Origin of the sequence: Actinosynnema sp. NPDC023587, assembly GCF_040640215.1 — a bacterium.
In the GTDB taxonomy this organism is placed as follows: domain Bacteria; phylum Actinomycetota; class Actinomycetes; order Mycobacteriales; family Pseudonocardiaceae; genus Actinosynnema.
On the sequence record NZ_JBFABG010000008.1, the window covers coordinates 348,459 to 373,096 of the forward strand.

A 24,638-nucleotide genomic window follows, 5' to 3' on the forward strand; every position below is an offset into this window, starting at 1 on the left:
GTCGAATTACCGAGGGACTTCGTTCGACCATCGACGACAGACCTCCCTGAACCGGAGAGATTGCCCACATCGGAAAGCTGGGAGGCCCCGACCCCGCCGCCACCTCATCGACAAATCGAATACCGGTCGACAGCACGAACGGAGTAACGGCGTCTCAACTCGCCGGTATCCCCGTAACGCAAGGTCACAACGCTGTCGGGAGCACTTCCATCCGGCAGCCCGCACCGCTCATCAGTTCGACTGGTTGCCTCCTCAATCAACAATCGAATCAAACAGTCGAATCACCAGGCCGAATCGGTGTCCACATCGTGGACAGCCCGATCGGCCCCCCCTATACGACGAACGAATAGCGCCGAGTTTCCAGTCGACGAGTCATTGACGCCTCACGTAGAATCGACTACCTTCGCCGAAGTACAAAAATGTCCCGAATGCGGGATGTGCTACCTCAGGGGAGGCTCGAAGCTGCGGTTTCCGGCGTGCCGGGACATGCGCGGCCCATCGGGCGCATCGACTCCTGCCGGTACAGCCGAACTGTTCCACCACCGGTCTCCTGCTCCACCGTCGGGCGCACGAATCGGTAACTACCTCATGAATACGACTCGTCACGGCCACGCGCACTCCGAACGCGCGTGACCGGATTCCGCATGGGATGACCGCCAAGGGGACTTTTGCGATGCACGCTGCTTACCTGTCGACCGAGTGGCATCGGAAGTTCAACGAGACCACGCACGAATTCCCGGACCAGTCCTGCCTGCCCGACCTGCTGCACGCGTACGCGCTGGAGCGGCCCGACGACACGGCGGTGGTCCACGGTGCCGAGCGCCTCTCCTTCCGGCAACTCGTGGACCTCGGCACGAGGCTGGGCGGGTACCTGCGGCACATCGGTGTGGTCGCGGACGACTGCGTGGGCGTGTTCGTGGAACCGTCGATCGACCTGGTGGCCGGCACCTGGGGCGTGCTGTTCTCCGGCGGGGCCTACCTGCCGCTCTCGCCGGAGTACCCGGAAGACCGGCTGCGCTACATGATCGAGGACTCCCGTACCCGCGTCGTCTTCACGCAGGAACGGCTCGCGGCCAGGCTCGCGGCGCTGGTGCCGGAGGGGACGGAGATCGTCACACTGGCGACCGCGGCGGCGTTCACCGCCGCGACGACGCCCGCACCCGGCCCACGACCGCGCGACCTCGCCTACGTCATCTACACCTCCGGCAGCACGGGCAAGCCGAAGGGGGTGATGATCGAACACCGCAGCGTCGTCAACCAGCTCCACTGGCTGACCACCACCTACGGCCTGGACCGGGACAAGGTCGTCTTACAGAAGACCCCGGCCGGCTTCGACGCGGCGCAGTGGGAGATCCTCGCCTCCGGCTGCGGCAGCCGGGTGGTGATAGGCGGCCCCGGCATCCACCGCGACCCGGAACGGCTCATCGAGACCGTCATCGAGCACGACGTGACCACCCTCCAGTGCGTGCCGACCCTGCTGCGCGCGCTCCTGGACACCGAACAGCTTCCCCGCTGCACGTCGCTCACCCAGGTCTTCTCCGGCGGCGAGGCGCTGTCCCGCGGCCTGGCGCTGGAGTACACCGCGGCGATGCCCCGCACCGCGCTGGTCAACCTGTACGGGCCGACCGAGTGCACGATCAACTCGTCCGCGTTCACGGTCGACCCGGCCGCGCTCGTCGAGGGGCTGAAGTCGATCCCGATCGGCCGACCGGTGCACAACACGCGCTACCACGTGCTGGACGAACAGGGCCGTCCGGTGGCCATCGGCGAGATCGGCGAGCTGCACATCAGCGGCGTGCAGGTTGCCCGGGGCTACCTGCACCGACCGCAGCTCACCGGGCAACGGTTCGCCGCCCTCCCGCTGAACGCCCACACCGGTGACGGCGACGGCGACGATCGGGCGTTCAAGACCGGCGATCTGGTCTCCTGGAATGCCGACGGCACGGTGGCGTTCCTCGGACGGGTCGACAACCAGGTGAAGCTGCGGGGTTTCCGGATCGAGCTGGACGAGATCAAGCTCGCGATCGAGGCCCACGACTGGGTCAAGACGGCGGCGGTCATCGTCAAGGACGACCCGCGTACCGGCTTCCAGAACCTCATCGCCTGCGTGGAGCTGAACGCCAAGGAAGCCGCCCTGATGGACCAGGGCACCCACGGCGCGCACCACCAGTCGAAGGAGGGCAAGCAGCAGGTCAAGGCGCAGTTGTCGAACCCCGGCCTGCGTGACGACGCCGACCTCGCCGGGCGGCCCGCGATCGACCTCCCCGGTGCCACGGCGACCCCGGAACAGCGGCGGCAGGCGTTCACCCGCAAGACGTACCGGTTCTACGAGGGCGGTGACGTCGACAGGTCCACCCTGCTGGCGTTGCTCGCCCCGAAGACCCACCCCGCAACCGGTCCGGCGGCCGACACCGTCACCCCGCACGACCTGAACGCGGTGGACTTGGCCGAGTTGGGCGAGATCCTGCGGTACTTCGGGGCGCACCACAGTCCGGAACGCCTGTTGCCGAAGTACGGCTACGCTTCTCCCGGATCGCTCTACGCCACCCAGATGTACTGGGAACTGAGCGGAATCGGCGGTCTCGCGGCGGGCTTCTACTACTACCACCCGGTGCGCCACACCCTCGTCCTGATCAAGGAGGAGGCGTCGACGGGCACCCGGGCGCTGGTGCACTTCATCGGGCGCAAGGCCGCGGTCGAACCGATCTACCGCAACAACATCCGCGAGGTGTTGGAGATCGAGACCGGTCACCTGGTCGGCCTGTTCGAGGAGGTCCTGCCCGGTCATGGCCTGGACCTCCGCGAGCGGGCCCACGAACCCGCCGTGAAGGGCGTCCTGGGGTGCGCCGACGAGGACTACTACCTCGGCACGTTCGAGCTGGTCCCGCACCGGCCAGGGGCTCGCCGCGCCGAATCGGTGGACGTGTACGTGCAGGCCCACCCGGGGCGGGTCGCCGACCTGCCGGCGGGCTTGTACCGCTACCGCGACGGCAACCTCACCAAGGTCGCGGACGAGGTCGTGCTCAAGCGGCACGTGATCGCCATCAACCAGCGGGTCTACGAGCGGGCCGCGTTCGGGATCGCGCTGGTGAGCCGCAGCGGGGAGCCCTGGCTGCGCTACGTCGACCTGGGCCGCAAGCTGCAACACCTCTCCGCCAACGGGCTCGGCCTGGGCTTCATGGCCTCCGGGTACAGCTCCGAGACCGGGCACGACCTGCCCTCCGCCAAGCGGCTGGACGCCGTGCTGGGCGGGCTGGGCGAGCACTCCCGGCCGTCGTACTTCTTCGTCGGCGGCCAGGTCAGCGAGCGCCAGCGGCTCAGCGAGGGGATGAACGAGGACGTCGTCCACATGAAGGGGCCGGCGGAGATGGTCCGCGACGACCTGGTGGACTTCCTGCCCGACTACATGATCCCCAACAAGGTCGTGGTGCTGGACCGGCTCCCGGTCACCGCGAACGGCAAGCTCGACCTCCAGGCGTTGCGGGAGTCCGACCGGACCGACGTCGGCCAGGCCGACCGCCCGTTCGTCGCGCCGCGCAACGACACCGAGCGCAGGATCGCCCGGTTGTGGGGCAAGGCGATGCGGAGCGACTGCGTCTCGACGCAGGACGACTTCTTCGCCAACGGCGGCAACTCGCTGATCGCGGTCGCGATGATCAACGGCATCAACCGCGAGCTGGGCTGCGCGCTGCCGTTGCAGGTGCTGTTCGAGGCACCCACGATCGAGCAGCTCGCGCGCCGGGTCGACGACGGCCGGTCCCCGGCCGCGTCGCGGCTGGTTCCCTTGCACACCGGGGGTTCCGGCTCGTCCGTGTACTGCTGGCCGGGCCTGGGCGGGTACGTGATGAACCTGCGGCTGCTGGCGAGCCGTGCGGCGGGCGACCGGCCGTTCCACGGCGTGCAGGCGTACGGGGTCAACGAGGGTGAGACGCTGTACGACAGCATCTCCGAGATGGCGGCGGCGGACGTCGCGGCCATCAGGCTCGTCCAACCGACCGGCCCGTACACGTTGTGGGGGTACTCTTTCGGCGCGCGCGTCGCCTTCGAGGCGGCGTACCAGTTGGAGCAGGCCGGCGAACAGGTGGAGCACCTGTTCCTGCTCGCGCCCGGATCTCCGGAGGTCCGGGGGGACGGGGCCGCCGACGGTCCTTCCTTCCGCGACACCGAGTTCCTGACGATCCTGTTCTCGGTCTTCGCGGGTACGATCACCGGCCCGCTCCTGCGGCGGTGCCTGGAGACCGTGCGCGACGAGGACGGCTTCGCGGCCTTCGTCCGCGCGGAGTTCCCCGACCTGGACCACGGCCTGGTGCTCCGGATCATCCGCATCGTCGCCCGGACCTACCGCTTCGAGTACACGGCCGAGGAACTGGCCCGGCGGCGGATCATCGCGCCGGTCACGGTGTTCAAGGCCCGCGGCGACCGCGACTCGTTCATCGAACACGGCGGTGGTGCGACGCGGGCGACGGTGATCGCACTCGCCACCGACCACTACGGCGCGCTCAAAGAGTCCGGTGTGGACGAACTGGCCGCGTCGATCCGCCGGCGGATCACCGCCCTCGTTGCCCCCGAGACACCCACCTCATCGACCTCACCGGCCCCGCAGGGCCCCCTGACCGACTACTGATCCGGACAGAGAGAACACATGTCTCGCAACGAGATTCCCTTGGTGGTGACCGAGGAGGTCGCGGATGCGCTCCGCACCGGCGCGCCCGTGGTGGCGCTGGAGTCGAACGTCATCACGCACGGCCTGGCCTACCCGGACAACGCGGCCACGGCGCGGAGGGTCGAGGCCGCCGTCCGAGCGGGCGGCGCGATCCCGGCGACGATCGCCGTGGCCGGTGGGCGGATACTGGTCGGGCTCACCGACGACGACATCGAGCGGTTCGCTTCGACCCCGGGCATCCCGAAGGTGAGCAGCCGCGACCTGTCGGTCGTGCTGAGCCGGGGCGGGCTCGGCGCGACCACCGTCGCGTCCTCCGTGGTGGCCGCCGAACTGGCGGGCATCACGTTCTTCGCATCGGCCGGCATCGGCGGCGTGCACCGCGATGCCCAGCGCACCATGGACATCTCGTCCGACCTCGTCCAGTTCACCCGGTCGAAGACGGCGGTGGTCTGCGCGGGTGCCAAGCGCATCCTCGACCTGAAGCTGACCATGGAATTCCTGGAGACGCACTGCGTCCCCGTCGTGTCGTACCGGTCCGACGACTTCCCGGCGTTCTACTGCGTCACCAGCGGCCTCCGCAGCCCGCACCGACTGGACGACGCGGCGGACGTCGCACGCGCCGTGGAAGCCCACTGGGCGCTGGGGAACCCGGGGTCGTTCCTGATCACCACGCCTCCCCAGGAGCAGGACGCGATCGACAGCGCGGAGATCGAAGGCGTCATCGCCGAGGCGTCCGCCGCCGCCGAGCGGGACGGCGTGCAGGGCAACGCGATCACGAAGTACCTCATGCGCGCGGTCGACCGGGCCACCGAAGGGCGGTCGGCCCAGGCGAACATGGCGGTGCTGGTCAACACCGCCGAGGTCGCCGGTGTGCTGGCGGTCGCGCACGCCGAGTACCGAGCGGAGGTGGCCGGGTGAGGAACGCGGTGATCTTCGACCTGGACGGAACGCTGGTCGACTCGCCGAGCGCGATCGTGGAGACGTTCACCGCGGCGTTCACCGCCCTGGGCGTCGTACCGGCCGCGCCCGAGGCGATCCGGGCGACCATCGGGCTCCCGCTGGAGCGGGCGTTCGGCGACCTGCTGGGTGTCGCGCCCGACGACCCCTCGGTGTCGGCGGGTGTCGAGCAGTACCAGGTGCAGTACCGGGAGAAGATCCTGCCGAAAGCGGTCGGACTGCTCTTCCCGGGTGTGGTCGACGGCCTGAAATCGTTGCGCGAACAGGGATACGCGCTCTCGGTGGCCACCAGCAAGTACTACCGCAGCGCCGACGCGCTGCTCGCTGCGGCGGGAATCCGCGAGCTGTTCGAGATCGTGGTCGGCGCGGACCAGGTGGCGAAACCCAAGCCCGCGCCCGAATCCGCGTTTCTGGTGTCTCGTGGACTCGGCGTCCCGGCCGAACGCTCGGTGGTCGTCGGCGACACCACGCACGACCTGCTGATGGCCGCCGCCGCCGGGATGCGCTCGATCGCCGTCACCTACGGGGTGCACGACGGCGAGCAGTTGCGGACGGCCGCGCCGGACCGGTTCGCCGACACCTTCGAAGAGGTGCTCGTCCACGTGCACGAGTTGTTGCCAGGCCGAGAAGAGGAGCAGCGTCCATGACGAGTACCTCCGCACCGTCGATCGAGCAGTACCTCGGCGAGAACGTCCGCCTGCTGCCGCAGACGAACCAGTTGCGCGCGCTGCACACGGTGATCCGGGACCGCGAAGCCAGCCGCGAGGACTTCGTCTCCTACTCGGAGCGGATCATCCGGCTGCTCGTGGAGGCCGCGCTCGACCTGCTCCCGTTCGAGCCGCACGTGGTCCGCACCCCGGTGGGTGCGGACTACCAGGGCCTGCGCTTCGCGCCGAAGCTGTGCGGCGTCCCGATCGTGCGCGCCGGGGAGAGCATGGAGGCGGGACTGCGGGCGGTGTGCCCGGCCATCCGGATTGGCAAGGTGCTGATCCAGCGGGACAAGACCACCAAGCTCCCGCACCTGTACTACTCGGCGCTGCCCGAGGACATCGCGCAGCGGCACGTGCTGCTGCTCGACCCGATGCTGGCGACCGGCGGGACGGCGCTCGTGGCCGTACGGCTGCTGCTGGACAGGGGCGTGCCGGAGGGCAATATCGTCTTCGTCAACCTGCTCACCGTGGCGGAGGGCATCTCGGCGGTGTGCGGCGCGCACCCGGCGGTGCGGATCGTGACGTCCTCGATCGAAGAACGGCTCGACGAGAACGCCTACATGATCCCGGGTATCGGCGATTTCGGCGACAGGTACTTCGGTACCGACAAGTGACGGGACGTGCCGTGTGAAGGCCAATCGGCTCCTGCTCGACTCGGCGGTGACGGCGCTGGTGCCCGCCATCTGGGGCAGCACCTACCTGGTGACGACCGAACTGCTGCCGCCGGACCGGCCGCTGCTCGCCGCCACCGTGCGCGCGCTGCCCGCCGGGCTGGTGCTGCTGGCGCTCGGCCGGGTACTGCCGACCGGCATCTGGTGGTGGCGGGCGCTGGTGCTCGGCACCCTCAACATCGGGGCGTTCTTCTTCCTGCTGTTCGTCGCCGCCTACCACCTGCCGGGCGGGGTGGCCGCGCTGGTCGGCTCGGTGCAGCCGGCGGTGACGATCCTGCTGGCGGCGCTGCTGCTCGGCGACCGGGTCCGGGTTCCGCACGTGGTGGCGTGCGTGGTGGCGGCGGGCGGCGTCGCCCTGCTGGTGCTCAAGTCGACTGTCCAGCTCGATGCGGTGGGCGTGCTGGCCGCGCTGGGTGGGGCGGTGTGCATGGCGTCGGGCATCGTGCTGACGAAGCGGTGGAAGCGCCCGGTGGGGGTGCTGCTGTTCACCGGCTGGCAACTGACGGCGGGCGGTCTGGTGCTGCTGCCGGCGCTGCTGGTGGTGGAGGGCCTGCCGGACACCATCACAGGGACGAACGCCCTCGGCTTCGGCTACCTGATCGTGCTGGGCTCGCTGTTCGGCTACTCGGTCTGGTTCCGTGGCATCGACCGGCTGCCGGCGGTCGCGATGTCGTTCCTCGGCTTCATGAGCCCCATCGTCGCGACCTTCCTGGGCTACCTCTTCCTGTCCCAGGTGCTCTCGCCGACCCAGCTAATCGGCGCGGTGGTGCTGATCGGGTCCATCCTGCTGGTGCAGCTCACCCCGAACAAACCCGCCCGAGAGGTGCAGACCGACCCGCGCGGCACCGGCACGTCCGCGTCGGGGAAGTAGTCCGGCCCCACGGCTCAGGTTGCTCCACGGGCCGTCGGGCTTGCGATCGAGAACCCCGACGGCCCTGTGCCTGCCGAAAATGTCGTCCGTGTTGGTCAGGCGGCGTGGTGGTACTCGTCGAGGATGCCGCGCAGTCGTTGTCGTCGACGGATGCCGAGGTGGTTGACGCCTCGGTGGGTGTCGAAGAACTTCTCGTACTCGCGTAGGGCGTGGAGCAGGTGCTGTTGGTTTCGGATCAGCGTGCGGTCGAGGAGTTCGTGGCGGCAGTTGGGTATCCAGCGTTCCGTGATCGCGTTCATCCGTGATATTCGGATGCCGCTGAGGACGGCCTGGATACCGGCGAGGGCGAGCAGAGCGGCGGTCGCGGTCGCGGGTCAGGAGGTGCACGTGTCGGCTCTCGTCTTCGAGGTTCATGACGAGGTTCCTTGGTGTGTTCGATCACCGTGAGCACGTGCAGGCGGGTTCCGCTCGACGTGTGGGTCTGGCCCACAGGTGCAGCGCCACATCGTCGACGAGGCCGTGCGGCGGGCGCTCAGCGGGTGACCGGTCGAGATTTCCACAGATCGCGCAGGGAGGCCTGCACGGCGATGCCGAACATGGTCGCGCAGCCGTAGGCGTAACTCACGAAGATCAGGAAAGGTCCCCAGGTCAGCGGGAACGGCATCTCGGAGATCGTCCACAGGTCGTGATCGCCGGTGAAGAGGCCGGCGAGGAACGTCATCACGGCGGCCGCGATGCCCAGGATGATCCACCCGATGGAGACCAGCGGATACAGGACTGCGGGGAGCCACACGACCGACATGCCGCCCACGTTCCACGCCGTGGAGACGCGGTCGCCCCGGTCGGTGACGACGAAACCGGTCGCCACGACCGCGCAGAGCCCGAGGTACACGGCCGTCGGGATGTCCAGGGGCAGTGGGCCGCCGAAGTACTCGGGACGCAGACCGCCGATGCCGTGCTCCCGCAGGACCGCGGTGAGCCGGTTGTGCCCGACCTCGCCGGAGAAGACTTCCACCAGCTGCGACAACGCCGCACCGCCGATGTGCAGGAGCCAGACCAGGAGCACGTCGAAACCGAGCACGCCGACCGTGCCGGCCAGTCTGGCCCACATCGGCAACCGCTTCGACCGGGGCTCGCCCGCCGCCTGGTACAGCGTGACTTCGGACTCCGGCGACATCGCAGACCCCCTGCCGGGCACGGGACGGTCACGACCGGTATCGATCATGGTGGGCGGCGCTTCGCCGGAGTGTCAACCTCCCTCACCCTCCTGACCGCCGCCTGTCCGGTGGTCGATCGGTGACAGCCGGCCGAGAGTCGCCGAACACGAGACGGCCGACGTGCCCCATGCCCGGAGCAAGCTCCATCGGCGCGGCCGATCCCTGCCTGCGGGGTTTCACAAGTCGGCCAAGCGCCCTGACCTGCGGGTTAGGCTGCGGTGGGTGCGTACTCGTTGGCCAAGCCGCCAAAGATTGGTCGGTGGAGTACCGAGGTGCGGCCTGGCTCTGCGATCGGTCGGTCCGGTCGTGGTGGCGCGAGCTGCGGGGCTTGGTGGGGTCGGTGGTGGTTGTCGTGGGCCACGCAGCGGTCGAGTACCACCAGGTGGTGTTCGTTGATGATCAGCAGGCGGTCGGTGGTTTTGCGTCTGACGGTTCCGTCAACCGTTCGGCATAGGCGTTGGCTCACGGACACCACGGTGGGATCTTCGCGACCTGGATGTCCGCATCGGCGAGGACCGCGTCGAACGAGGCGTGAACTGGCTGGCCCGGTCTCGCACCAAAAACCGGAAGTCGTCGGCCCTGTCTTCGAAGTCCGTGAGCAGGTCGTGGGCTTGCGGGTGGTCCATGCCCCGTTGAGGTTGGCGGTGGTGCCGAGGATGTGCACGTAGTGGGTGGCAACCACCATCACGAAGAACACGTAGATCCGCTTGAGCCTCACGCGCAGTGGACGTGCAAGAAGCCGCAGGCCGGCAAGCTCGCGGCCTGGGCGCGCAGGAACCGCCGCCATGACAGGTCGGTATCGCGTCTGGATGAGGGCGGTATCCGCAGGAACTTGAGCACGCGGCGCACGGTCGAGGCCGCGACCCGGTGGCAGAGCTCGAGCAGCTCTCCCTGGATCCGGCGGGAGCCCAGCCGGCGTTCTCCCGTGCCATCCGCTCGACAGCACCACTACGGCATCGTCGATTGGCAGGCGGCCGGTGCGGTGGAGGTAGGGTCACTTCTTGGCGACCAGGCGTCGATGCCATCACAGGACGCTGTGCGGCACCCGTCCGCCCGGACACGGTCGAGGAGTTGGTCGGCCGACAGCCACTCGTTGGTCTCGATCAGCAACACCGCCGGCACGCACCGCTGCCGGATATGGCCCAGCTCGACCACCCGGTCACCGATCCAAGCCTCCACCAGATCCGACACCCGGAACTCCACCGCCATCGCGGACATCCCCTCTCGCCGACCGGCGTCCCCGTCGGCACCGGTCTGGCAAGGGCATCCCGCGATGGCAGGATTCCCGCGGCTTTTGCCTCGAACAGCCGATCACCGTGATGGACGCGGCGGGTGACGGAACGGGGCACGCTCACCGCACGGACGCCGTCCGGACGAGTCCGGGAAAACGCTCCAAGGAGTTGCGTTCGGCCGAGTCGGCAACGTCCGCCTCGGGGATGTCCCGGTCGGCAGGAATTCCTTGTGTGACAGGGAATCCTGCTCTGATCGGGGCCGTGACGGTACCGACTTGTGGTCACTATCGGTGATCGGTGGGCGGCGTTAGCGTGTGGGGCATGCGCCGACTGCTCAGCGTCACCGCCGCCGTCCTGCTCGTCCTCACGACCGTTCCCGCCGTCGCGTCCGCCTCCGTGAGGGCTGTCGACCTGGGCGTGCTGCCCGGCGGCGAATACAGCTTCGCCACCGGGATCGGCAACGCCGGCACCGTGGTCGGCTACGCGAACACCGGTGCCGACGACGACCGCGTCCACGCCGTGTCGTGGACGCCGGACAACCGGATCACCGACCTGGGCACCCTGCCCGGCGACGTGGGCAGTTCCGCGACCGGCGTCAACGACCTCGGTGTGGTGTACGGAGACTCCCACGCCGGGAGCGGGCGGGGCCGTGCGGTGCGCTGGGTCGACCGCGTGATCGAGGAACTCCCCCCGCTGCCCGGTCACGTGGAGACCCTCGCCTCGGCGATCAACGCAGCGGGCACGGTCGTGGGAGTCTCGGTCGGCACCGACTACACCGACGAACACGCGGTCGCGTGGGACCGCTCCGGCCGCGTCGTCCGACTCGACGAACTGCCCGGCGACCGGATGTCCTGGGCGACCGGCATCAACGACGCGGGCCTGATCGTCGGCTACTCCGGCCGGCAGGGCGCGATCTCCGACCTGCACGCGGTTGTCTGGACGCCGGACGGCGGCGTCACACCGCTGGTGTTCGACGGCTCGAACGCCGGTGCCGCCGAAGGCATCGACGACACCGGCGTCATCGCCGCCACCATCGTCGACCGCGACAACCACCTCCACGCCGTCCGCTTCGACTCCGACCGCAGGGGCACGGACCTGGGTACCGGCCTGCGGGCGACCGGCATCGGCGAGGACGGCACGGTCCTCGGCACCCGCTCGGACCGGGGCGCTCTGCACGGTGCCCGCTGGCGGCCGGGCACCACCGAACCGGAGTTCCTGGCCGTCGGCTACGCGGTGGCCGCCGTCAGCCGCACGGGCATGACCGTCGGCACGACCCGGGGTGCCGGCACGACTTCCCGTGCGATGGCCTGGGCACCCCGCGGGGACTCCGGCACACGACTCCCCTCACTCGGCGGCCCCAGCAGCAGCGCGAGCGCCGTGAACGACCACAACGTCGCAGTCGGCTCCGCCGAGGTCACCAGAGGCGTGCGGCACGCCGTCAAGTGGCACCTGTGACCGGACGCCCACGAAGTCCAACAACCCCCGGGCACACCGGAACCGTCCACGTCCGAACCACGCACCGGCCTCGGTTCCTCGGACGCTGGAACCCTGTGCTTGCCGATAACCTCATCCACGCAGTGAGAAGCGTGAGCAGGACAAGGGCTCGGATAGCCCGCAGGAGTGCTCGTGATCCACGGCCTCGTCGACTGACGCGGCGTGATGACCGACCGTGCTGCTCCGCCTGGCCCACCTGAGCGTGACCACCGTGTTCGCACTGCTGCGCCTGCTCCCCCTCAGTGGCCGGGACAAGGACAGGGAGATCCTGGCGCTGCGACACCAGACCACCGTCCTGGAACGCCAACCCGGTGACGCCCCTCCACGGTTCTCCCCCGGCAACCGGGCGTTCCTCGCGGCCCTGATACACCGACTCCCGGTGCAAGCGCTTCGTCGGTTCCGACCACTGGTACGCCCGGAAACAGTGCCGCCGTGGCACCGGCACCTCTTCACACGACACCACGCGATCAGATCCCGACCAAGCGACCGGGCAGACCACGGACCATCCGCTCGACCCGGCTACCGGCGTTGCGCCCGGCACACGAGAACTCCACCCGGGGCTACCGACGCATCCACGGCGAACTCCTCGGCATCAGGACCGCCCCGTCCACCGTGTGGCAGATCCCCAAGGACGCCGGCACCGACCCGGCACCCGAGTGGTCCTCCACCACCTGGTCGACGTTTTTCCGCTCCCAGGCCGACGGGCTACCGGCCTGCGAACTCTTCGAGACCCGGACCCTGACCGGCACACGCCGGTACGCGCTCGCGGTCATCGAACACACCAGCCGCGCACCCGACCGCCTCCTGGGCCGCCCAAGCCGCCGGGAACCTCGTCATGGACCTTGAACGGAGCGCCGCGTCCGGACCTGTTGACGAGAACTGGTCGACCACACGTCGATCCGGAACCAACAGCACCTGCTCCCCACCTTGCGCGAGTACCAGAAGTTCTACAACACCCACCGGCCCCACCAAGGCATCAACAACGGCCGACCACTACCCCCGCTGCCACCACCAACCACCGATCAAGCAACCGTCACCCACCTCGACATCCGCCGACGACGACAACTGGGCGGCATCCTCGACGAGTACCACCACGCCGCCGGTACTGCACGGACGACGTTTTCGGCAAGCACAGTGCTCGCGCGGCCGCGATCGGCCGGTGCCTGGCGGCGGTCGCGGCACGTCGGTGTCGCGGATGCGGCGGGGAGCCGCCCCTCTGGTCGGCGCGTCCGGGGCACCGGCGGCCGGCGGCGACCACCGGCCACCGCGCGCGCGAATAGCGGGCCGCGCGGCGTGGCGATCATTTCGGTGATCGTGCCAAGAATGTGCGCCGACCGCCGGGAACCGCGCGCGACTTTGCGCGGTGCCACCGGCGGGGGCCGGCTCACGTCCGCACATGGCGGGCCCGGCGGCCGGGAGGGTATAGGCGATTTCAATACCAGCACGGCGGTGGGCCGTGTTAGCGTCACGGCACAATTCTTCGTGACGGCCGTGAAGGACCGATATGACGACCCCTCCCTGGATCATCGATCCAGCTACCTGCGCGTTGCTCGTCATCGACATGCAGAATGATTTTGTGCGTGCAGGTTTTCCGATGGCCGTGCCGATGGCCCGCGAGCGGGTGTCCGTCATGCGGGAAGTCATCGACACGTGCCGGGGCACGGGAATTCCTGTAATCTACACACAGCACATCCTTTATGACACTTTCGACGTGTCGCCACTGGAGACCGCATACATTCCTCGACTGCGCGGATCCGGTATGCGCGACGGCAGCCACGGCGCGGAGATCATCGAAGAACTCGCGCCGGAGCCGGGCGAGATGGTCATCCGGAAACACCGGTACGACGCCTTCCACAACACACCGCTGCACAGCGTGCTGAACACGATCCGGGGACTGCGGCGGGTGGACACGGTGATCATCGTCGGCACCCTGACCGAGGCGTGCTGCGAATCGACCGCCCGCAGTGCGTACATGCGTGACTACCGCGTCGCCTTCATCGAGGACGCGACCGGTGCCCTTTCCGATTCCGCGCAGGAGGCGACGCTCCGCTCCATCCGCGGTTTCTTCGGCCGGGTGCTGCCCGCGTCCGCGCTCACCGAGGAGCTGGGCGGATGAGCAAGGACGTCCGTTACGAGCGCAGGGCGGTCACCCTGCTCGCGCTGGGCTTCGGCCTGGTCGGCCTCGACCGGTGGATCATCGCCCCGCTGTTCCCCGCGATGGCCGACGAGCTCGGCCTCGACTACCAGGACCTCGGCGGCATCGTCGGCGCGCTCGGCGTGGCCTGGGGCGTGTCGTCGCTGCTGATGGGCCGGTTGTCCGACCGGATCGGCCGCCGGAAGGTGCTCGTCCCCGGCATCCTGCTGTTCTCGCTGTGCACGGCGTTCACCGGACTGGCCAGCGGGCTGTTCAGCCTGATCGCCATCCGGTTGGTCATCGGGCTGACCGAGGGGGCGTACAGCCCGGCGGCATTCGCCGCGACCGCGGAGGCGTCCCACCCGAAGCGCCGCGGTCTGAACATGGGCATCCAGCAGAGCACGTTCGCGCTCTTCGGGGTCGGCCTCGGACCGATCCTCGCAACCCAGCTGCTCCAGGTGCTGCCGAGCTGGCACTGGGTGTTCGCGCTCTTGATCGTGCCCGGCGTCCTGCTGGCCGTCCTGCTGGCCAGGGTGATCAGGGAACCGGACGTGCTCGCCGCGCCCGCCCCGGTCGCGGTCGAGCGGCCGAAGTGGAGCCACCTGTTCCGGCACCGCAACATCCCGCTGGCCATCGTCGCCCTGTGCGGCACGATGACGTGCATCTTCGTGCTCAGCGCGATGGTGCCCAGCTACCTCACCGACTTCCTGCACCTGAGCACCGTGCAGATGGGGATGATCGCCTCGGGCATCGGATTCGGCGCGTTCTTCGGCCAGCTCGTCATCCCCGGCGCGTCCGACCGGATCGGCCGCAGGCCCGCCGTGCTGGTCGCACTGGTGCTGTGCGCCGCGCTGCTGGCCGTGTTCGCCGCGCAGGGCCCGGTGATGCCCGTGCTGTTCCTGCTGCTGTTCTTCGTCGCGTTCGGTGCGAACGGGTGCCTGGCGCTGATCGTGGGCGCGTTGACGGTGGAGTCCGTGCCGCCCGCGCTGACCGCCACCGCCATCGGGACCGTGATGGGCATCGGCGAGATCTTCGGCGGCGGTGTCGCACCCGTGGTCGCGGGCTACCTCTCGAAGCACTACGGCATCCAGTACTCGCTGTACCTGGCGCTGGGCGGGTTGCTCCTCGCCGTGGTCACGGCGGTGTTCTTCGTGGAGACCGCGCCGCGCAGGTCGCGCCGGGCCACACCTGCGGCGCGTCACGAGGTGGTGTGAGACGGTGGACGGCATGGATCTGGAGGGCGTGCGGTCATTCCTGGCTGTGGCCAAGCACCACACCATCTCCAAGGCCGCCGCCAGCCTGTACGTGACCCAGCCGACGATGAGCCTGCGGTTGCGCCGCCTGGAGGAGGGGCTCGGCTTCCCGTTGTTCGAACGGGGGTGGCGCGGTGTCACCCTGACCTGCCAGGGCGCGTACTTCCTGCCGTACGCCGCCCAACTGGTCCGGGACCTGGCCAGTGCGTCGGAGGTGCTCGGTGAGGCGGACCAGGGACAGGGCCGCCCGCTGAGCTTCACGACCGTCGCGCGGGACCAGGAGGACCAACTCGTCGTCGGGGTGGACTCGTGGCTCACCGGCCGGATGACGGACGCGGTCGTGGACACGTTCGACGCCGCGGTGGGGCCGCACGGCTTCCGGATTACCGGCAGGCCGGCACCCACTCTGATCGACCTGCTCGAACTGGAGCACATCGACTACGCCGTGTTCTACTCGACGGGCACGGGCGACGCCATCCAGGCGCGTCCGCTGCTCCGCGATCGGATGGTGCTGGTGCACCGCGAGGACCTCGTGCTGGACGGCGAGCGGGAGTCCGCCGTCCGCGAGGCGCTGTCGGCCCACGACTTCCTGCTGTTCGACAACCCCGTGCTGACCCACCACGCGGGCGTCACCACCCGGCTGATCGACGACTACGGCCTCACCCGGTTCCGCGTGGTCGACGACCTCGACGTGATGCTCTCCCTGCTGCGCAAGGGCGGCACGATCTCGATCCTGCCGGTCAGCGCGATCCCACCGGACTCGCGGGGCGACACGATCGCGATCACCGAACTCGGCCGGTTCCCGCCGGAGATCACCATCGACCTCGGCTGGCACGCGCGCAGCGGTCGGGTGGCCGAGTCCGACGCGTTCCACGCGGCGATCGCCGCGGCGATCGCCGCCCGACCCACCGGATCGGACGCCACCGCGTTCCGGGCACCACCGTCACCCTGACGAAGCCGGCAACGGGTGGTCCGTTCGAACGTCGTTCCGTATCGGGATCGCCGACTGGCAGGCTTCATTGATCGAGTGATCGGTATTCCTGGTCGAGGTTCACCGGCTGTGATCGCCGGGGCGTAGGTCTTCCAGGTGCCGCCCGCGTCGGCCCAGGCTTCGCGCGACGTGCTTGTTGTGGAAGCCGAGCGCGTCGGCGATGACGGCCTTCCGCTAGCGGGCGTTCAGAAAACAACGGCTAACGACCTCGTGCGGGGTTGGCAGTTGGGCATCGTCGAGCGCACGAGCTGCCGCCATGACTACCGGGTGCCCGTCCGGGTGGCCGCGACGCGGTCGTGGTGCTGGTGATCCGACAGCAGACCGGCCGCTGCCCGAACCGTGTCGGCGAAGGTCTCACGACGACCGGGACGGGGTGTCGGTGATCGCCAGTTCTTCAGGTGGGCGATGCCGTGCTCGACGCGGATGCGTCGTGAGGAATGGGCGCGTTGGCGTGTATGAATCTCCTCGTGCCAGGCTGGTCGGTTCCTGCGGAACTTCCGGTAGGGCGGGGTGACCACCTGCCCCGCCGTTCGAGCACCAGGTCCTTGACAGCCGGCGTCGGCCGGAATCCGTACGCCCGCGCTGTTCTCAAGCAGGGTGACCGGTCCGGCCTGGCGGGATTGGGTGATGTCCGCTGTCGAGCTTGGCGTGGTGGTGCCTCGAAGCCCGTGCTGGAACGTTGAACCGCCGATCTCACGCTCGACCGGGTCACGCCGACGCTGCTGCACGACCGCCCGTAGGACTTCCCACGCCTGAACGACCGTTTCAGCGGCAAGTCCTACCGCTTCGGCTACTCGGCGGCGGCCGAGCTCTACGCCGCACCGGGCACCACCGAGCCGGGCCGCCCTGACGAGGGCTTCAGCAGCGCCCTCCTCAAACACGACCTCCTGACCGGTACCACCGAAACGCACGAGTTCGGCCGTGACGCGAGCGCGGGCGAGACCGTGTTCGTCCCGGCGGACAGGGTGGGCGCGGAAGATGACGGCTACAACCTGGTTTACGTCCACAATCCCGATCGAGGCGCGGCGGACCTGGTGATCCTGGCCGCCCAAGACTGCGCGGGCGAACCCCTCGCCAGGGTCCATCTGCCCACACGCGTCCCACTGGGGTTGCACGGCAGTTGGATTCCCGTCGCGTGATTTGGTCATCGACCGTGGGGGATATCTGTCACCAGGGGCTTACTCTCGCCCCGTCGATGACGGTCTGTCGTCTGTGCCGTCGCCGGCTTCATGCGTCAGGTCTTGGCTCATCGTGCGGATGGGGCGAGGTCTCCGGTAAAGGGGCGCTGGGCTGCTGGAGCCGCACCGGGCCAGGGCCACGGTCCTGGAGGGTGTCGTCGGGGTTGAGGAGCAGACACGCCTTCATCGACAGGCACCCACAGCCGATGCAGCCGGTGAGCTCGTGTTCGAGGCTTTCGAGGACGCGGCGGCGTTCCTCCAGTTGCTTCTTCCAACGCCGGGAGACTCGCTGCCAGTCCTTGTGGGTGGGGGCGCGACCGATGGGCAGGCCGGCGAAGACCTCGGCGACGTCCGACAGCGGAATGTGGAGGCGCTTCGCCACCATGATCAAGGAGATCCGGCGGAGCATGTGCCGGGAGAAGATCCGCTGATTGCCGCCGGTGCGTTCGCTGGAGATCAGGCCCTTGCGTTCGTAGAAGTGCAAGGCGGAGGCCGATACGCCGGTCCGGTGGGTGACCTCACCGATCGTGAGATGGTCCTCTGGACCGGCGCGCACGACATCCGCTCCTCGCTCGTCAGGGACGCTGGTGGTCAGGTGGTGCGGCGGGACGTCGCGGCGCGGCGGTGAACCAGGACGGTCACGACGATCGACAGGACGAGGCAGAGCAGGCCGATGCCGAGCTGGGTCAGCCGCCACGACCAGGTGAAGGCGTCCAGTTCCACAGCCTCGGCTCCGGCGGTGAGACGTCCGGCACCGACCTTGGCGGCGTGGGCCGTGTCGCCGAGCCTGACCGTGAGGAGGCCGACGATGGAAGCACTGTACGCGGCGATCACGAGAGCCTCGGCCGCTCCCCTCAGAGTGTTGAGGAAGCCCGCCGCCGTGCCGACGGCGTCGGCACGGACGAGGGCCATGGCCTGGCCGTCGGTGATGCCGAAGGACGCACCCATGCCGATCCCGATCACCACCAACGGTGCCGCGACGGCCACGACGGCGTCATCGGCGTTCAACGTCACCAGCCACAGGTTCCCGGCCACGACCAGCACCAGGGCGATCACGATCAGCGGCCGGGCCGGAACGCCCCTGTTCACCAGCGCCACCGCGACCATGGGCATGATCAGCACCGGGGCGGTCAGCAACAGCATCGTCACCCCCGAAGCGGCGGGGGAGAGCCCTGCCGCCGCCTGCAAGTAGGTGGGCAGAAAGACCAGCACGCCGAGGAACCCGACAGAGGTGGTCAAGGTCGCCAGGCTCCACCCCAGGAAACCACGATTGGCGACCAGTTCGGGTGCCAGTACCGGAGCCGCGCTGCGCCGCTGAACGACGCCGAAGACGACCAGCACGGCCAAACCGCCGATACCGGTGATCAGAATGACCGGGTGGGACCAGCCGAGTGACGGTGCCTCCAGGAGCGCGAACATCAGCAGTGCCAGCGCGGCGACGAACAAGACACTGCCCGCCCAGTCCGCCCGGTCGGCATCGGTCGCGCGGGACTCGCGGGCACGGGTCCCGCCCAAGGCGACCAGCAAGCCGATGGCCGTGAAGACCGCGAAGCTCTCCCTCCAACCGGTGGCACTGATCAGCAAGCCCGACAGGGTGGGGCCGATGGCGATACCGATTCCGGCCATGGTGCCCATCAGGGCGAAGGCACGATTGCGCGCCGCGCCGTCGTAGTTGGACGCGAGGATGGCACCACCGGCCGCCATGATCCCGGCACCGCCGACACCGGAGACGATGCGGGCGATGTCGGTGACGACGATCGCCGGGCTCAGCGCCGTCCCGAGAAATCCGGCCGCGAAGACCAGCGCCGAGACGATGAACACCCGTCGCCTGCCGATTCGGTCGGCGGTCGATCCCGCGATGAGTGTCATGGCGGCGAAGGACAGGTTGTAACCGGCGACGACCCAGTTCAACGGGGAGCCGGAGGTATCGAGATCACGGCCGATGCTCGGTAGCGCCACCGCGGTTCCCGAGATGGACATCGCCACCAGGACGACGCCGACCAGGACCACCGGAAGTGTCAACGCAGACGGTCGGTCCACCGGAGCCGGATGCGGAGAGGAATCTGTGGTCGTTCTGTCCGGGCTGTTCGCCATAGCTGTTCGCCTTCCTTGTCCTGAGGTCGACAGTGAGCAGCCCATCAGCTCAACTTAAGTTGAGGTCAAATGCGCTGGTGAAGGCATGTCTGCACGAGGTCGTCAAGCACGTGTGGTCAGTTCGGTCGCCGACCACGGCGGTCAAGTCGTCGCAGGCCGGTGGCTGCGGCCGGCACCGATCTGGGTGACAGATAGCGCTCACAGGTGACAACCAGGGCTCACAGGCACACGACCGCGACGGACCGATTCCGGTCACTCGGACAAGATGTTCGACGCGGCCGGCCGCATCAGATCCCCTCGACCGCGGTCATCATCTGGCTCCGCTATGACGCTCCGCAAGAACTCCCTGAGGTCGCCTCCAAGACCCACTACCGCCACCCCGAACCCACCCCACCCCACCCCGCCCCGCCCCGGCAGAGCAGGGGTGGAGCTATCGCCGACGGGTATCGCGCGTAGATCCCCGCCCGGCGGCGCGGCGACACCAGACACCACCGCCGGGCATGCGATCCGATCGCTTGCCCGGCGGTACCGAGCCCAGGCCCTCGCGGCCTGACCTTCAGCCAGCCAGTCCAAATTCCGGGGACCAGTTCACCGAAGACCCTGTAGGACCCGGAGTCGTCATTGCCCGACCGACCTCTAGTTCGAGCCGCTCCCACGCCCCGACCACCGTCGACAACGCACCCTCGACGGGCTTTCGTCCGTCGACCACGGAGTCCAAAGCCTCGCGCAGGTTGTAGACCGCGCTCTCGGCGTACCGCAGACCGAACTCGTCCGTCATCGCGTGGCCCCTCAGCACCGTTGCAGTGCGCAACGCGGCCAAGGCCCTCTCACCCCGAGGAGCGAGCGCGGAAAGAACCTGCCCGGCGACGCCCGCAGGCAAGTCCGGCGACGAACCACCGACACTGTCATCCGTCACTGACACCAGTCCGAACTGGCACCTCATCCAACACCGGATCAACACGCCGCTCAGCAGCGGTCGGGTCTGCGCTTCGTGTGCAGCAGCGACGTGCTCCTGGAGCGGCTGCGATCGGCCGCTCCGACGCGCGTTCCTCGACGGCATCCAGGTTCGAGAAACTGCGGGTGGTGTTGGAGCGGATGAGGGTGCACCCTCCGTTCGACTACCGGGATGGCCTTGCCGGAATTCGAGTAAAAGTTGATTCGCCGGGCACCCGTTGCCGTGGCGCGGTCAGCCGAGGTCTTCCCACCACAGCACGCGTTCAACGAGGACCCGCTGTTGTTGTTCGAGGATGACGTAGATGATCAGGCCGTGGCCGAAGCCGTAGACGAGTTGGCACAGGGCCCCGCCGGGGTTGGCGCGGTGGTAGGGCTCGCCGTGCCAGGGCTCGTGGGCCAGGGCTCGTGGGTCAGGAGGGTCATCGCCTCGGCGAACGGCGTGCCGGCTTCCGCGGGCAATGCGTGGACCTGGTCCCAGACCTCGTCCGGAACTCGATCGTGTAGGCCACCTACAGGCCGCGTTCCGTCCGCAGTTCGTCCCAGGTGCGCAGCCGCTGCGGAGCCTGACCGGCGAGGGTCTGGTCGACGCGGGCCAGCATTCGCCGGTGCGCGGCGGGGTCGTGTCGGGTAATGGTGGCGATGCGCCGCCAGTGGCCGAGCACGTCGTGGACCGGTTGCAGGCTGGAACGCTCCACGGCCTGGCCGAGAGCGTGGCGGCAGTCGGCGTCGAAGGCGTCGCGTTCCTCGGGCACCAGCGCGGCACGGATGGCCTCGGGGGTCCTGCCGACCTCCGAGGGCTGCTCGTGCGCGGCGGCTGCGGTCACACCGACACGATAGCGCCACCACCGGCATCCGGCGCAGCCCGTCGAACGAGCTCAACTTCCGCCCGCTCCTGGCACCACCGCAGAACCTCCGTGGTGGCAGCCGTGTCGAGGACGGCGGCGGCGCGGATCTGACGTGCAAATTTGTTTGTTTCACACTGAATCAATAAAGATTACAGACTTCCACTTGAGGACCAGGCCACCCGGGCGACCCCGTCAGCGGGCCGACCTCGTCGCGGCCCGTGCACCGCCAAGACCTACTGCTGGTCGGGATACCGGGCCAAACGGCGTCCCCTCGCCAGGCTGCCACCATGGCTTCTCCGGCTCTTCCACCAGCCAGTCGGGAGCCCCTGCCGCCCGCTGCGGACCCAATGGCGATCCGGGCGTGTCTGACGCCGGTGGGTGCTGACCGCCGAGTTCGACCGCGAGTGGGACCTCGCCCTGGACGAGGCCAAGCGCTCCCAGGACCTGGCCGCATGACGGGAACTGTTGGGCAAGTGGCGGCACATCGCCTACCGCGAACTGCGTGATCCAGGCTCGCACCACCGGATGCCGGCCAAGACCGAGCAGACCCAACACCGAGGCACCAACCCCACGGCGGTGACTCTGGAGGAGACGAAGGCTCTCCTGCGCGGACGGCAGGCCCAGTAGTCGTTGCACCGGATAGCCCCGGGTCGCCGAGACCCTCGATCAGGTCGCCGAGCTCCCCACCATGCTCGCTCCCCCGCGCCGAGGTGCCCGTCGTGGACTGAGCCCTGGAACGGGCGTCCTCAGCACCAGGCAATCCCGACGCGGCCGTCCGCTACCTGTACTCCGGGCCGGACGACGCCTGCCAGGTGCCGTTGCTGATCTTCGAGGAGCGTGGAGGCCGGGTGCACGAAACGTTCGGAGTGCTGGATTCGACGCATGCCGTCGAGCAGGACGGCGACGGTCGCTGCCGACCGGATGAGCAGCACGCTGGTGGACGGGATTGCGATGAGAAGTACGTGGTCGCCTGTGGAGTTCCAGCATCCCGCAGAGCCCTGCGGGTACGAACGGGTCGACACCGTCCCGGCCCGCTCACGTGCACCGCTCAGTCCGCTGTGGACGGCGACCAGCGGCCGGACGCAGGGCCTTGTCCCCCGTGCGAGCTAGGCGCAGTGTCCACCGCACGGTGATGATTCTCCGTATCCGAACCCATACCGTTCGTGATGGCCGCGTGCCACGGTCACGTGCCCGCGAAACAGACGAGGAGTTCGGATGTCGTTCAAGGACTCGGGCACCGCCCGGCGTCGACGCCGCCCGCCCACGTGTTCCAGGCGGTCTTCCCGGTCCCGCCCAGTCGCCGAGCCCGGACGGACCGGAACGCCGATCCGCACGGCGAAATCGTCCGGCTCCCCCTCGCCGAACAGAAATGCCACGACACCCACCGGTGGATTCCCGGAACGGGCCGAAACGCGGCGCTGAGCGGGAACCGGGCGTCGACTCCTCCCCCTCGGACCCCCTTCCCGACGAGAGCCGCATTCCGCTGCGGAAGGTGCCGATCATCGGCCTGGGTGCCGCGGATGATCCGGGAAGCCTGCGAGGTGTGCGCGAACGGCACGAGGCCACCTTCAACGAGATTCCCCGACTCCGACCACGCCTTCACCCACCACGAGCCGGTAGAGACCGCACGGGTGTCCGTGACGCGCAGGCGCTCGGTCGGACGTCCCGCTCCGCCACCCCGGCGCGCGGCCGCCCGCAGGAGGAGCGGGTCATGGGCGTCCGAACGTGTTGTGCAACAACGAGAAAGGGTCAGGCAGTGTCCGAGCCGCTCCACGCCCACCTCGCTCTGGTGGCCGCACAGTTGCTGCGGCGGACCGATGAGCTGGTGGCCGAGCAGTTACAGCTGACCAGCGCGATCGGGTCGTATCGCGCAGTCCCACCATCAGAGGTCCGGCCGTCCGCGCGCCGCAACGTCCTCCGCGTAGCCGCCGCGCTGCGCGGCGAGGAGCACCTGCCGGCCTGCGTGGCAGAGGACGAGCGGGAGACCGGGCGGCGTCGCGCGCTACAGGGCATACCCGGCGCGGACGTCCTGGCCGCCTACCGCGGCGGCATCGCTTTGCTGCGCGACGAGTTCCTCCGGATCGCACGGGCCGAGGGGATACCGACCGACGCCGTGCTGCTCGGCACCCGGCGGATCTGGCTGCTGGGCGACCGCCACGGCAACGACTTCCTGGCCGGTCACCAGGGGGCCGAGCTCGACCTCACCCGCAGCGAGGAGCAGCAGCGGACAACACTGCTCGCCCGCTTGATGGAGGGCGCGATGACGACGGACCAGATGGTCACGGCGGGCGTCGGGTACGGGCTCACCGCCAACGAGCGCTACTGGGTCGCACGGGCCCGGTCCGCCGGCACCGACCCGTTGGCGCTGACCCGCGTGCTGGAGCGCGCGGCCGGTGCGCGGGACACACTCCTGGCCGGTGCCTACGGCGGCGATGCGGCGGCGCTGCTTTCCCGTCCCATCATCGATGAGTTGGCCGACGACGTCACGGTCGGCCTGGCCGGTCCCGTCGACCTGTCGCGTTTGCACGCCGGGTTCGCAGAGGCCACGCGACTGCTCGAAGCGGGCACGAGGTTCGGCCACCGCGGGATCGTGGACCGCCGGCGCATGGCACTGCGGCTGGCGGTGGCGAACCAGCCGGAACTCGGGAAGCACCTCCACACCCGCTACGTCGAACCGGTGGAGGCGGAGAGCGCCATGGGCGAGGTCCTGCTCGCCAGCGTCGAGACCTACCTCTCCCGGCGGCGGTCGATCCCCAAGGCCGCCGCCACCCTGTCCGTGCACGTCAACACCCTGCGCTACCGCCTGGAACGGTTCACCGCGCTGACCGGAGCAGATTTCCAGGACACCGAGACCGCATTCGAGGTGTGGTGGGCCCTCCAGCACCGCAAACTGTGCGCATCTCCAATATGACATCGACCGACGTCGTACCGCCGCACATTGCCCGCCCGTCATGCCGGTTGTTACGGTTCCATCACCGGCGCACGACGCCGGAATCCGTTCTCCGAGAAGTGATACCCGCGCTGTGGAGGATTCAGTTGTCCCGGAAGACCAAAAAGGCTGCGGTGACCGCGCTGGCGGCCGTCGCGATGACAGTCGCGATTCCCACCGGCTCGGCATGGGCAATCGGAGAAGTTCCGTGCAACAACAACGAGTTCGCGCGAATCACCGTCCACTCCACTAACTCGTCCAGTTACAACATGTGCTTCGCGAATGCCGGCAGCATCCGCATCTACGACCGCAACGGGCAGAGAGTCTGGGTCACCGAGATCCGGTCGGGGAACAACCGCGTCCAGTGGTTCGGGGACGGGCAGTGGCAACCGGCGTCGCCGATCGGGAAGTGGACCACGATGACCTGGCCGAACCACCCCGGCGG

The 24,638-nt window shown here is 68.8% G+C and carries 21 protein-coding genes; 14 read left to right on the top strand and 7 right to left on the bottom strand.

The window, feature by feature from the left end:
• Nucleotides 1–673: 673 nt before the first annotated feature.
• Genes AB0G01_RS22975 through AB0G01_RS22995 form a run of 5 tightly spaced genes read left to right on the top strand, consistent with a single transcriptional unit; the run spans nucleotide 674 to nucleotide 7,872 of the window.
• The gene (locus tag AB0G01_RS22975) at nucleotides 674–4,624 is read left to right on the top strand and encodes an amino acid adenylation domain-containing protein (protein ID WP_360948668.1); all 3,951 of its coding nucleotides are present in this window, start codon (nucleotides 674–676) and stop codon (nucleotides 4,622–4,624) included.
• A gap of 18 nt (nucleotides 4,625–4,642) precedes the next feature.
• Complete coding sequence (locus AB0G01_RS22980) at nucleotides 4,643–5,581, top strand: pseudouridine-5'-phosphate glycosidase (protein WP_360948670.1); 939 nt, start codon at nucleotides 4,643–4,645, stop codon at nucleotides 5,579–5,581.
• Nucleotides 5,578–6,267 (top strand): HAD family hydrolase, encoded by a 690-nt coding sequence (locus AB0G01_RS22985; RefSeq protein WP_360948672.1) that lies wholly within the window; start codon nucleotides 5,578–5,580, stop codon nucleotides 6,265–6,267. The genes AB0G01_RS22980 and AB0G01_RS22985 overlap by 4 nt, the downstream gene beginning before the upstream one ends.
• Entirely contained in the window at nucleotides 6,264–6,944 is a 681-nt protein-coding gene (gene upp, locus AB0G01_RS22990; protein ID WP_360948674.1) for a uracil phosphoribosyltransferase, read from the top strand. The genes AB0G01_RS22985 and upp overlap by 4 nt, the downstream gene beginning before the upstream one ends.
• Nucleotides 6,945–6,957: 13 nt before the next feature.
• Nucleotides 6,958–7,872, top strand: a complete 915-nt coding sequence (locus tag AB0G01_RS22995) for an EamA family transporter (RefSeq protein WP_360948676.1) — start codon at nucleotides 6,958–6,960, stop codon at nucleotides 7,870–7,872.
• Nucleotides 7,873–7,967: 95 nt separating this feature from the next.
• Here AB0G01_RS22995 and AB0G01_RS23000 read toward each other — a convergent pair whose 3' ends face one another.
• From AB0G01_RS23000 to AB0G01_RS23010, 3 genes are all read right to left on the bottom strand, one after another.
• Nucleotides 7,968–8,171: a hypothetical protein gene (locus AB0G01_RS23000; RefSeq protein ID WP_360948678.1), complete on the bottom strand. Its 204-nt coding sequence runs from the start codon at nucleotides 8,169–8,171 to the stop codon at nucleotides 7,968–7,970.
• A 233-nt stretch (nucleotides 8,172–8,404) separates the two neighbouring features.
• A complete protein-coding gene (locus tag AB0G01_RS23005) occupies nucleotides 8,405–9,049 on the bottom strand; it encodes a hypothetical protein (protein WP_360948680.1) in 645 nt (214 codons plus the stop codon).
• Nucleotides 9,050–10,037: 988 nt separating this feature from the next.
• Nucleotides 10,038–10,298, bottom strand: a complete 261-nt coding sequence (locus AB0G01_RS23010; RefSeq protein WP_360948682.1) for a hypothetical protein — start codon at nucleotides 10,296–10,298, stop codon at nucleotides 10,038–10,040.
• Nucleotides 10,299–10,642: 344 nt separating this feature from the next.
• Here AB0G01_RS23010 and AB0G01_RS23015 point away from each other — a divergent pair, with 344 nt between their 5' ends.
• The 6 genes from AB0G01_RS23015 (at nucleotide 10,643) to AB0G01_RS23040 (ending at nucleotide 17,332) form a co-directional block, all read left to right on the top strand.
• Complete coding sequence (locus AB0G01_RS23015) at nucleotides 10,643–11,776, top strand: hypothetical protein (protein ID WP_360948684.1); 1,134 nt, start codon at nucleotides 10,643–10,645, stop codon at nucleotides 11,774–11,776.
• Between the two features lie 966 nt (nucleotides 11,777–12,742).
• Nucleotides 12,743–13,387 (top strand): hypothetical protein, encoded by a 645-nt coding sequence (locus AB0G01_RS23020; protein ID WP_360948686.1) that lies wholly within the window; start codon nucleotides 12,743–12,745, stop codon nucleotides 13,385–13,387.
• Nucleotides 13,362–13,931 carry an isochorismatase family cysteine hydrolase gene (locus tag AB0G01_RS23025; RefSeq protein WP_360948688.1) on the top strand — a complete coding sequence of 190 codons (570 nt, stop codon included), beginning with the start codon at nucleotides 13,362–13,364 and terminating at the stop codon, nucleotides 13,929–13,931. Before AB0G01_RS23020 ends, AB0G01_RS23025 begins: the two co-directional genes overlap by 26 nt.
• Complete coding sequence (locus tag AB0G01_RS23030) at nucleotides 13,928–15,163, top strand: MFS transporter (RefSeq protein WP_360948690.1); 1,236 nt, start codon at nucleotides 13,928–13,930, stop codon at nucleotides 15,161–15,163. The genes AB0G01_RS23025 and AB0G01_RS23030 overlap by 4 nt, the downstream gene beginning before the upstream one ends.
• A 13-nt stretch (nucleotides 15,164–15,176) precedes the next feature.
• Nucleotides 15,177–16,154, top strand: coding sequence for a LysR family transcriptional regulator (locus AB0G01_RS23035; protein WP_360948720.1), 978 nt, complete (start codon nucleotides 15,177–15,179; stop codon nucleotides 16,152–16,154).
• Between the two features lie 791 nt (nucleotides 16,155–16,945).
• Nucleotides 16,946–17,332 carry a carotenoid oxygenase family protein gene (locus AB0G01_RS23040; protein WP_360948722.1) on the top strand — a complete coding sequence of 129 codons (387 nt, stop codon included), beginning with the start codon at nucleotides 16,946–16,948 and terminating at the stop codon, nucleotides 17,330–17,332.
• Nucleotides 17,333–17,420: 88 nt separating this feature from the next.
• Here the strand turns inward: AB0G01_RS23040 and soxR are convergent, their stop codons facing one another.
• The 3 genes from soxR to AB0G01_RS23055 form a co-directional block, all read right to left on the bottom strand.
• A complete protein-coding gene (soxR, locus tag AB0G01_RS23045) occupies nucleotides 17,421–17,927 on the bottom strand; it encodes a redox-sensitive transcriptional activator SoxR (RefSeq protein WP_360948692.1) in 507 nt (168 codons plus the stop codon).
• 35 nt (nucleotides 17,928–17,962) lie between these two features.
• A complete protein-coding gene (locus tag AB0G01_RS23050) occupies nucleotides 17,963–19,381 on the bottom strand; it encodes an MFS transporter (protein ID WP_360948694.1) in 1,419 nt (472 codons plus the stop codon).
• 1,547 nt (nucleotides 19,382–20,928) lie between these two features.
• Complete coding sequence (locus tag AB0G01_RS23055; RefSeq protein WP_360948696.1) at nucleotides 20,929–21,243, bottom strand: DUF6247 family protein; 315 nt, start codon at nucleotides 21,241–21,243, stop codon at nucleotides 20,929–20,931.
• A 486-nt stretch (nucleotides 21,244–21,729) separates the two neighbouring features.
• Between AB0G01_RS23055 and AB0G01_RS23060 the strand changes: the two genes are divergently transcribed.
• On the top strand, nucleotides 21,730–21,891 hold the full coding sequence (locus AB0G01_RS23060) for a DUF6247 family protein (RefSeq protein WP_360948698.1): 162 nt from the start codon (nucleotides 21,730–21,732) through the stop codon (nucleotides 21,889–21,891).
• Between the two features lie 119 nt (nucleotides 21,892–22,010).
• Here AB0G01_RS23060 and AB0G01_RS23065 read toward each other — a convergent pair whose 3' ends face one another.
• On the bottom strand, nucleotides 22,011–22,196 hold the full coding sequence (locus AB0G01_RS23065) for a hypothetical protein (RefSeq protein WP_360948700.1): 186 nt from the start codon (nucleotides 22,194–22,196) through the stop codon (nucleotides 22,011–22,013).
• Nucleotides 22,197–23,020: 824 nt separating this feature from the next.
• On the opposite strand from AB0G01_RS23065, the gene AB0G01_RS23070 reads away from it, so the two are divergent.
• Both AB0G01_RS23070 and AB0G01_RS23075 read left to right on the top strand, forming a co-directional pair.
• A complete protein-coding gene (locus tag AB0G01_RS23070) occupies nucleotides 23,021–24,175 on the top strand; it encodes a helix-turn-helix domain-containing protein (protein WP_360948702.1) in 1,155 nt (384 codons plus the stop codon).
• A gap of 152 nt (nucleotides 24,176–24,327) precedes the next feature.
• Nucleotides 24,328–24,638, top strand: a 311-nt coding sequence (locus AB0G01_RS23075; RefSeq protein WP_360948704.1) for a beta/gamma crystallin domain-containing protein, incomplete at its 3' end; no start/stop codon positions are given.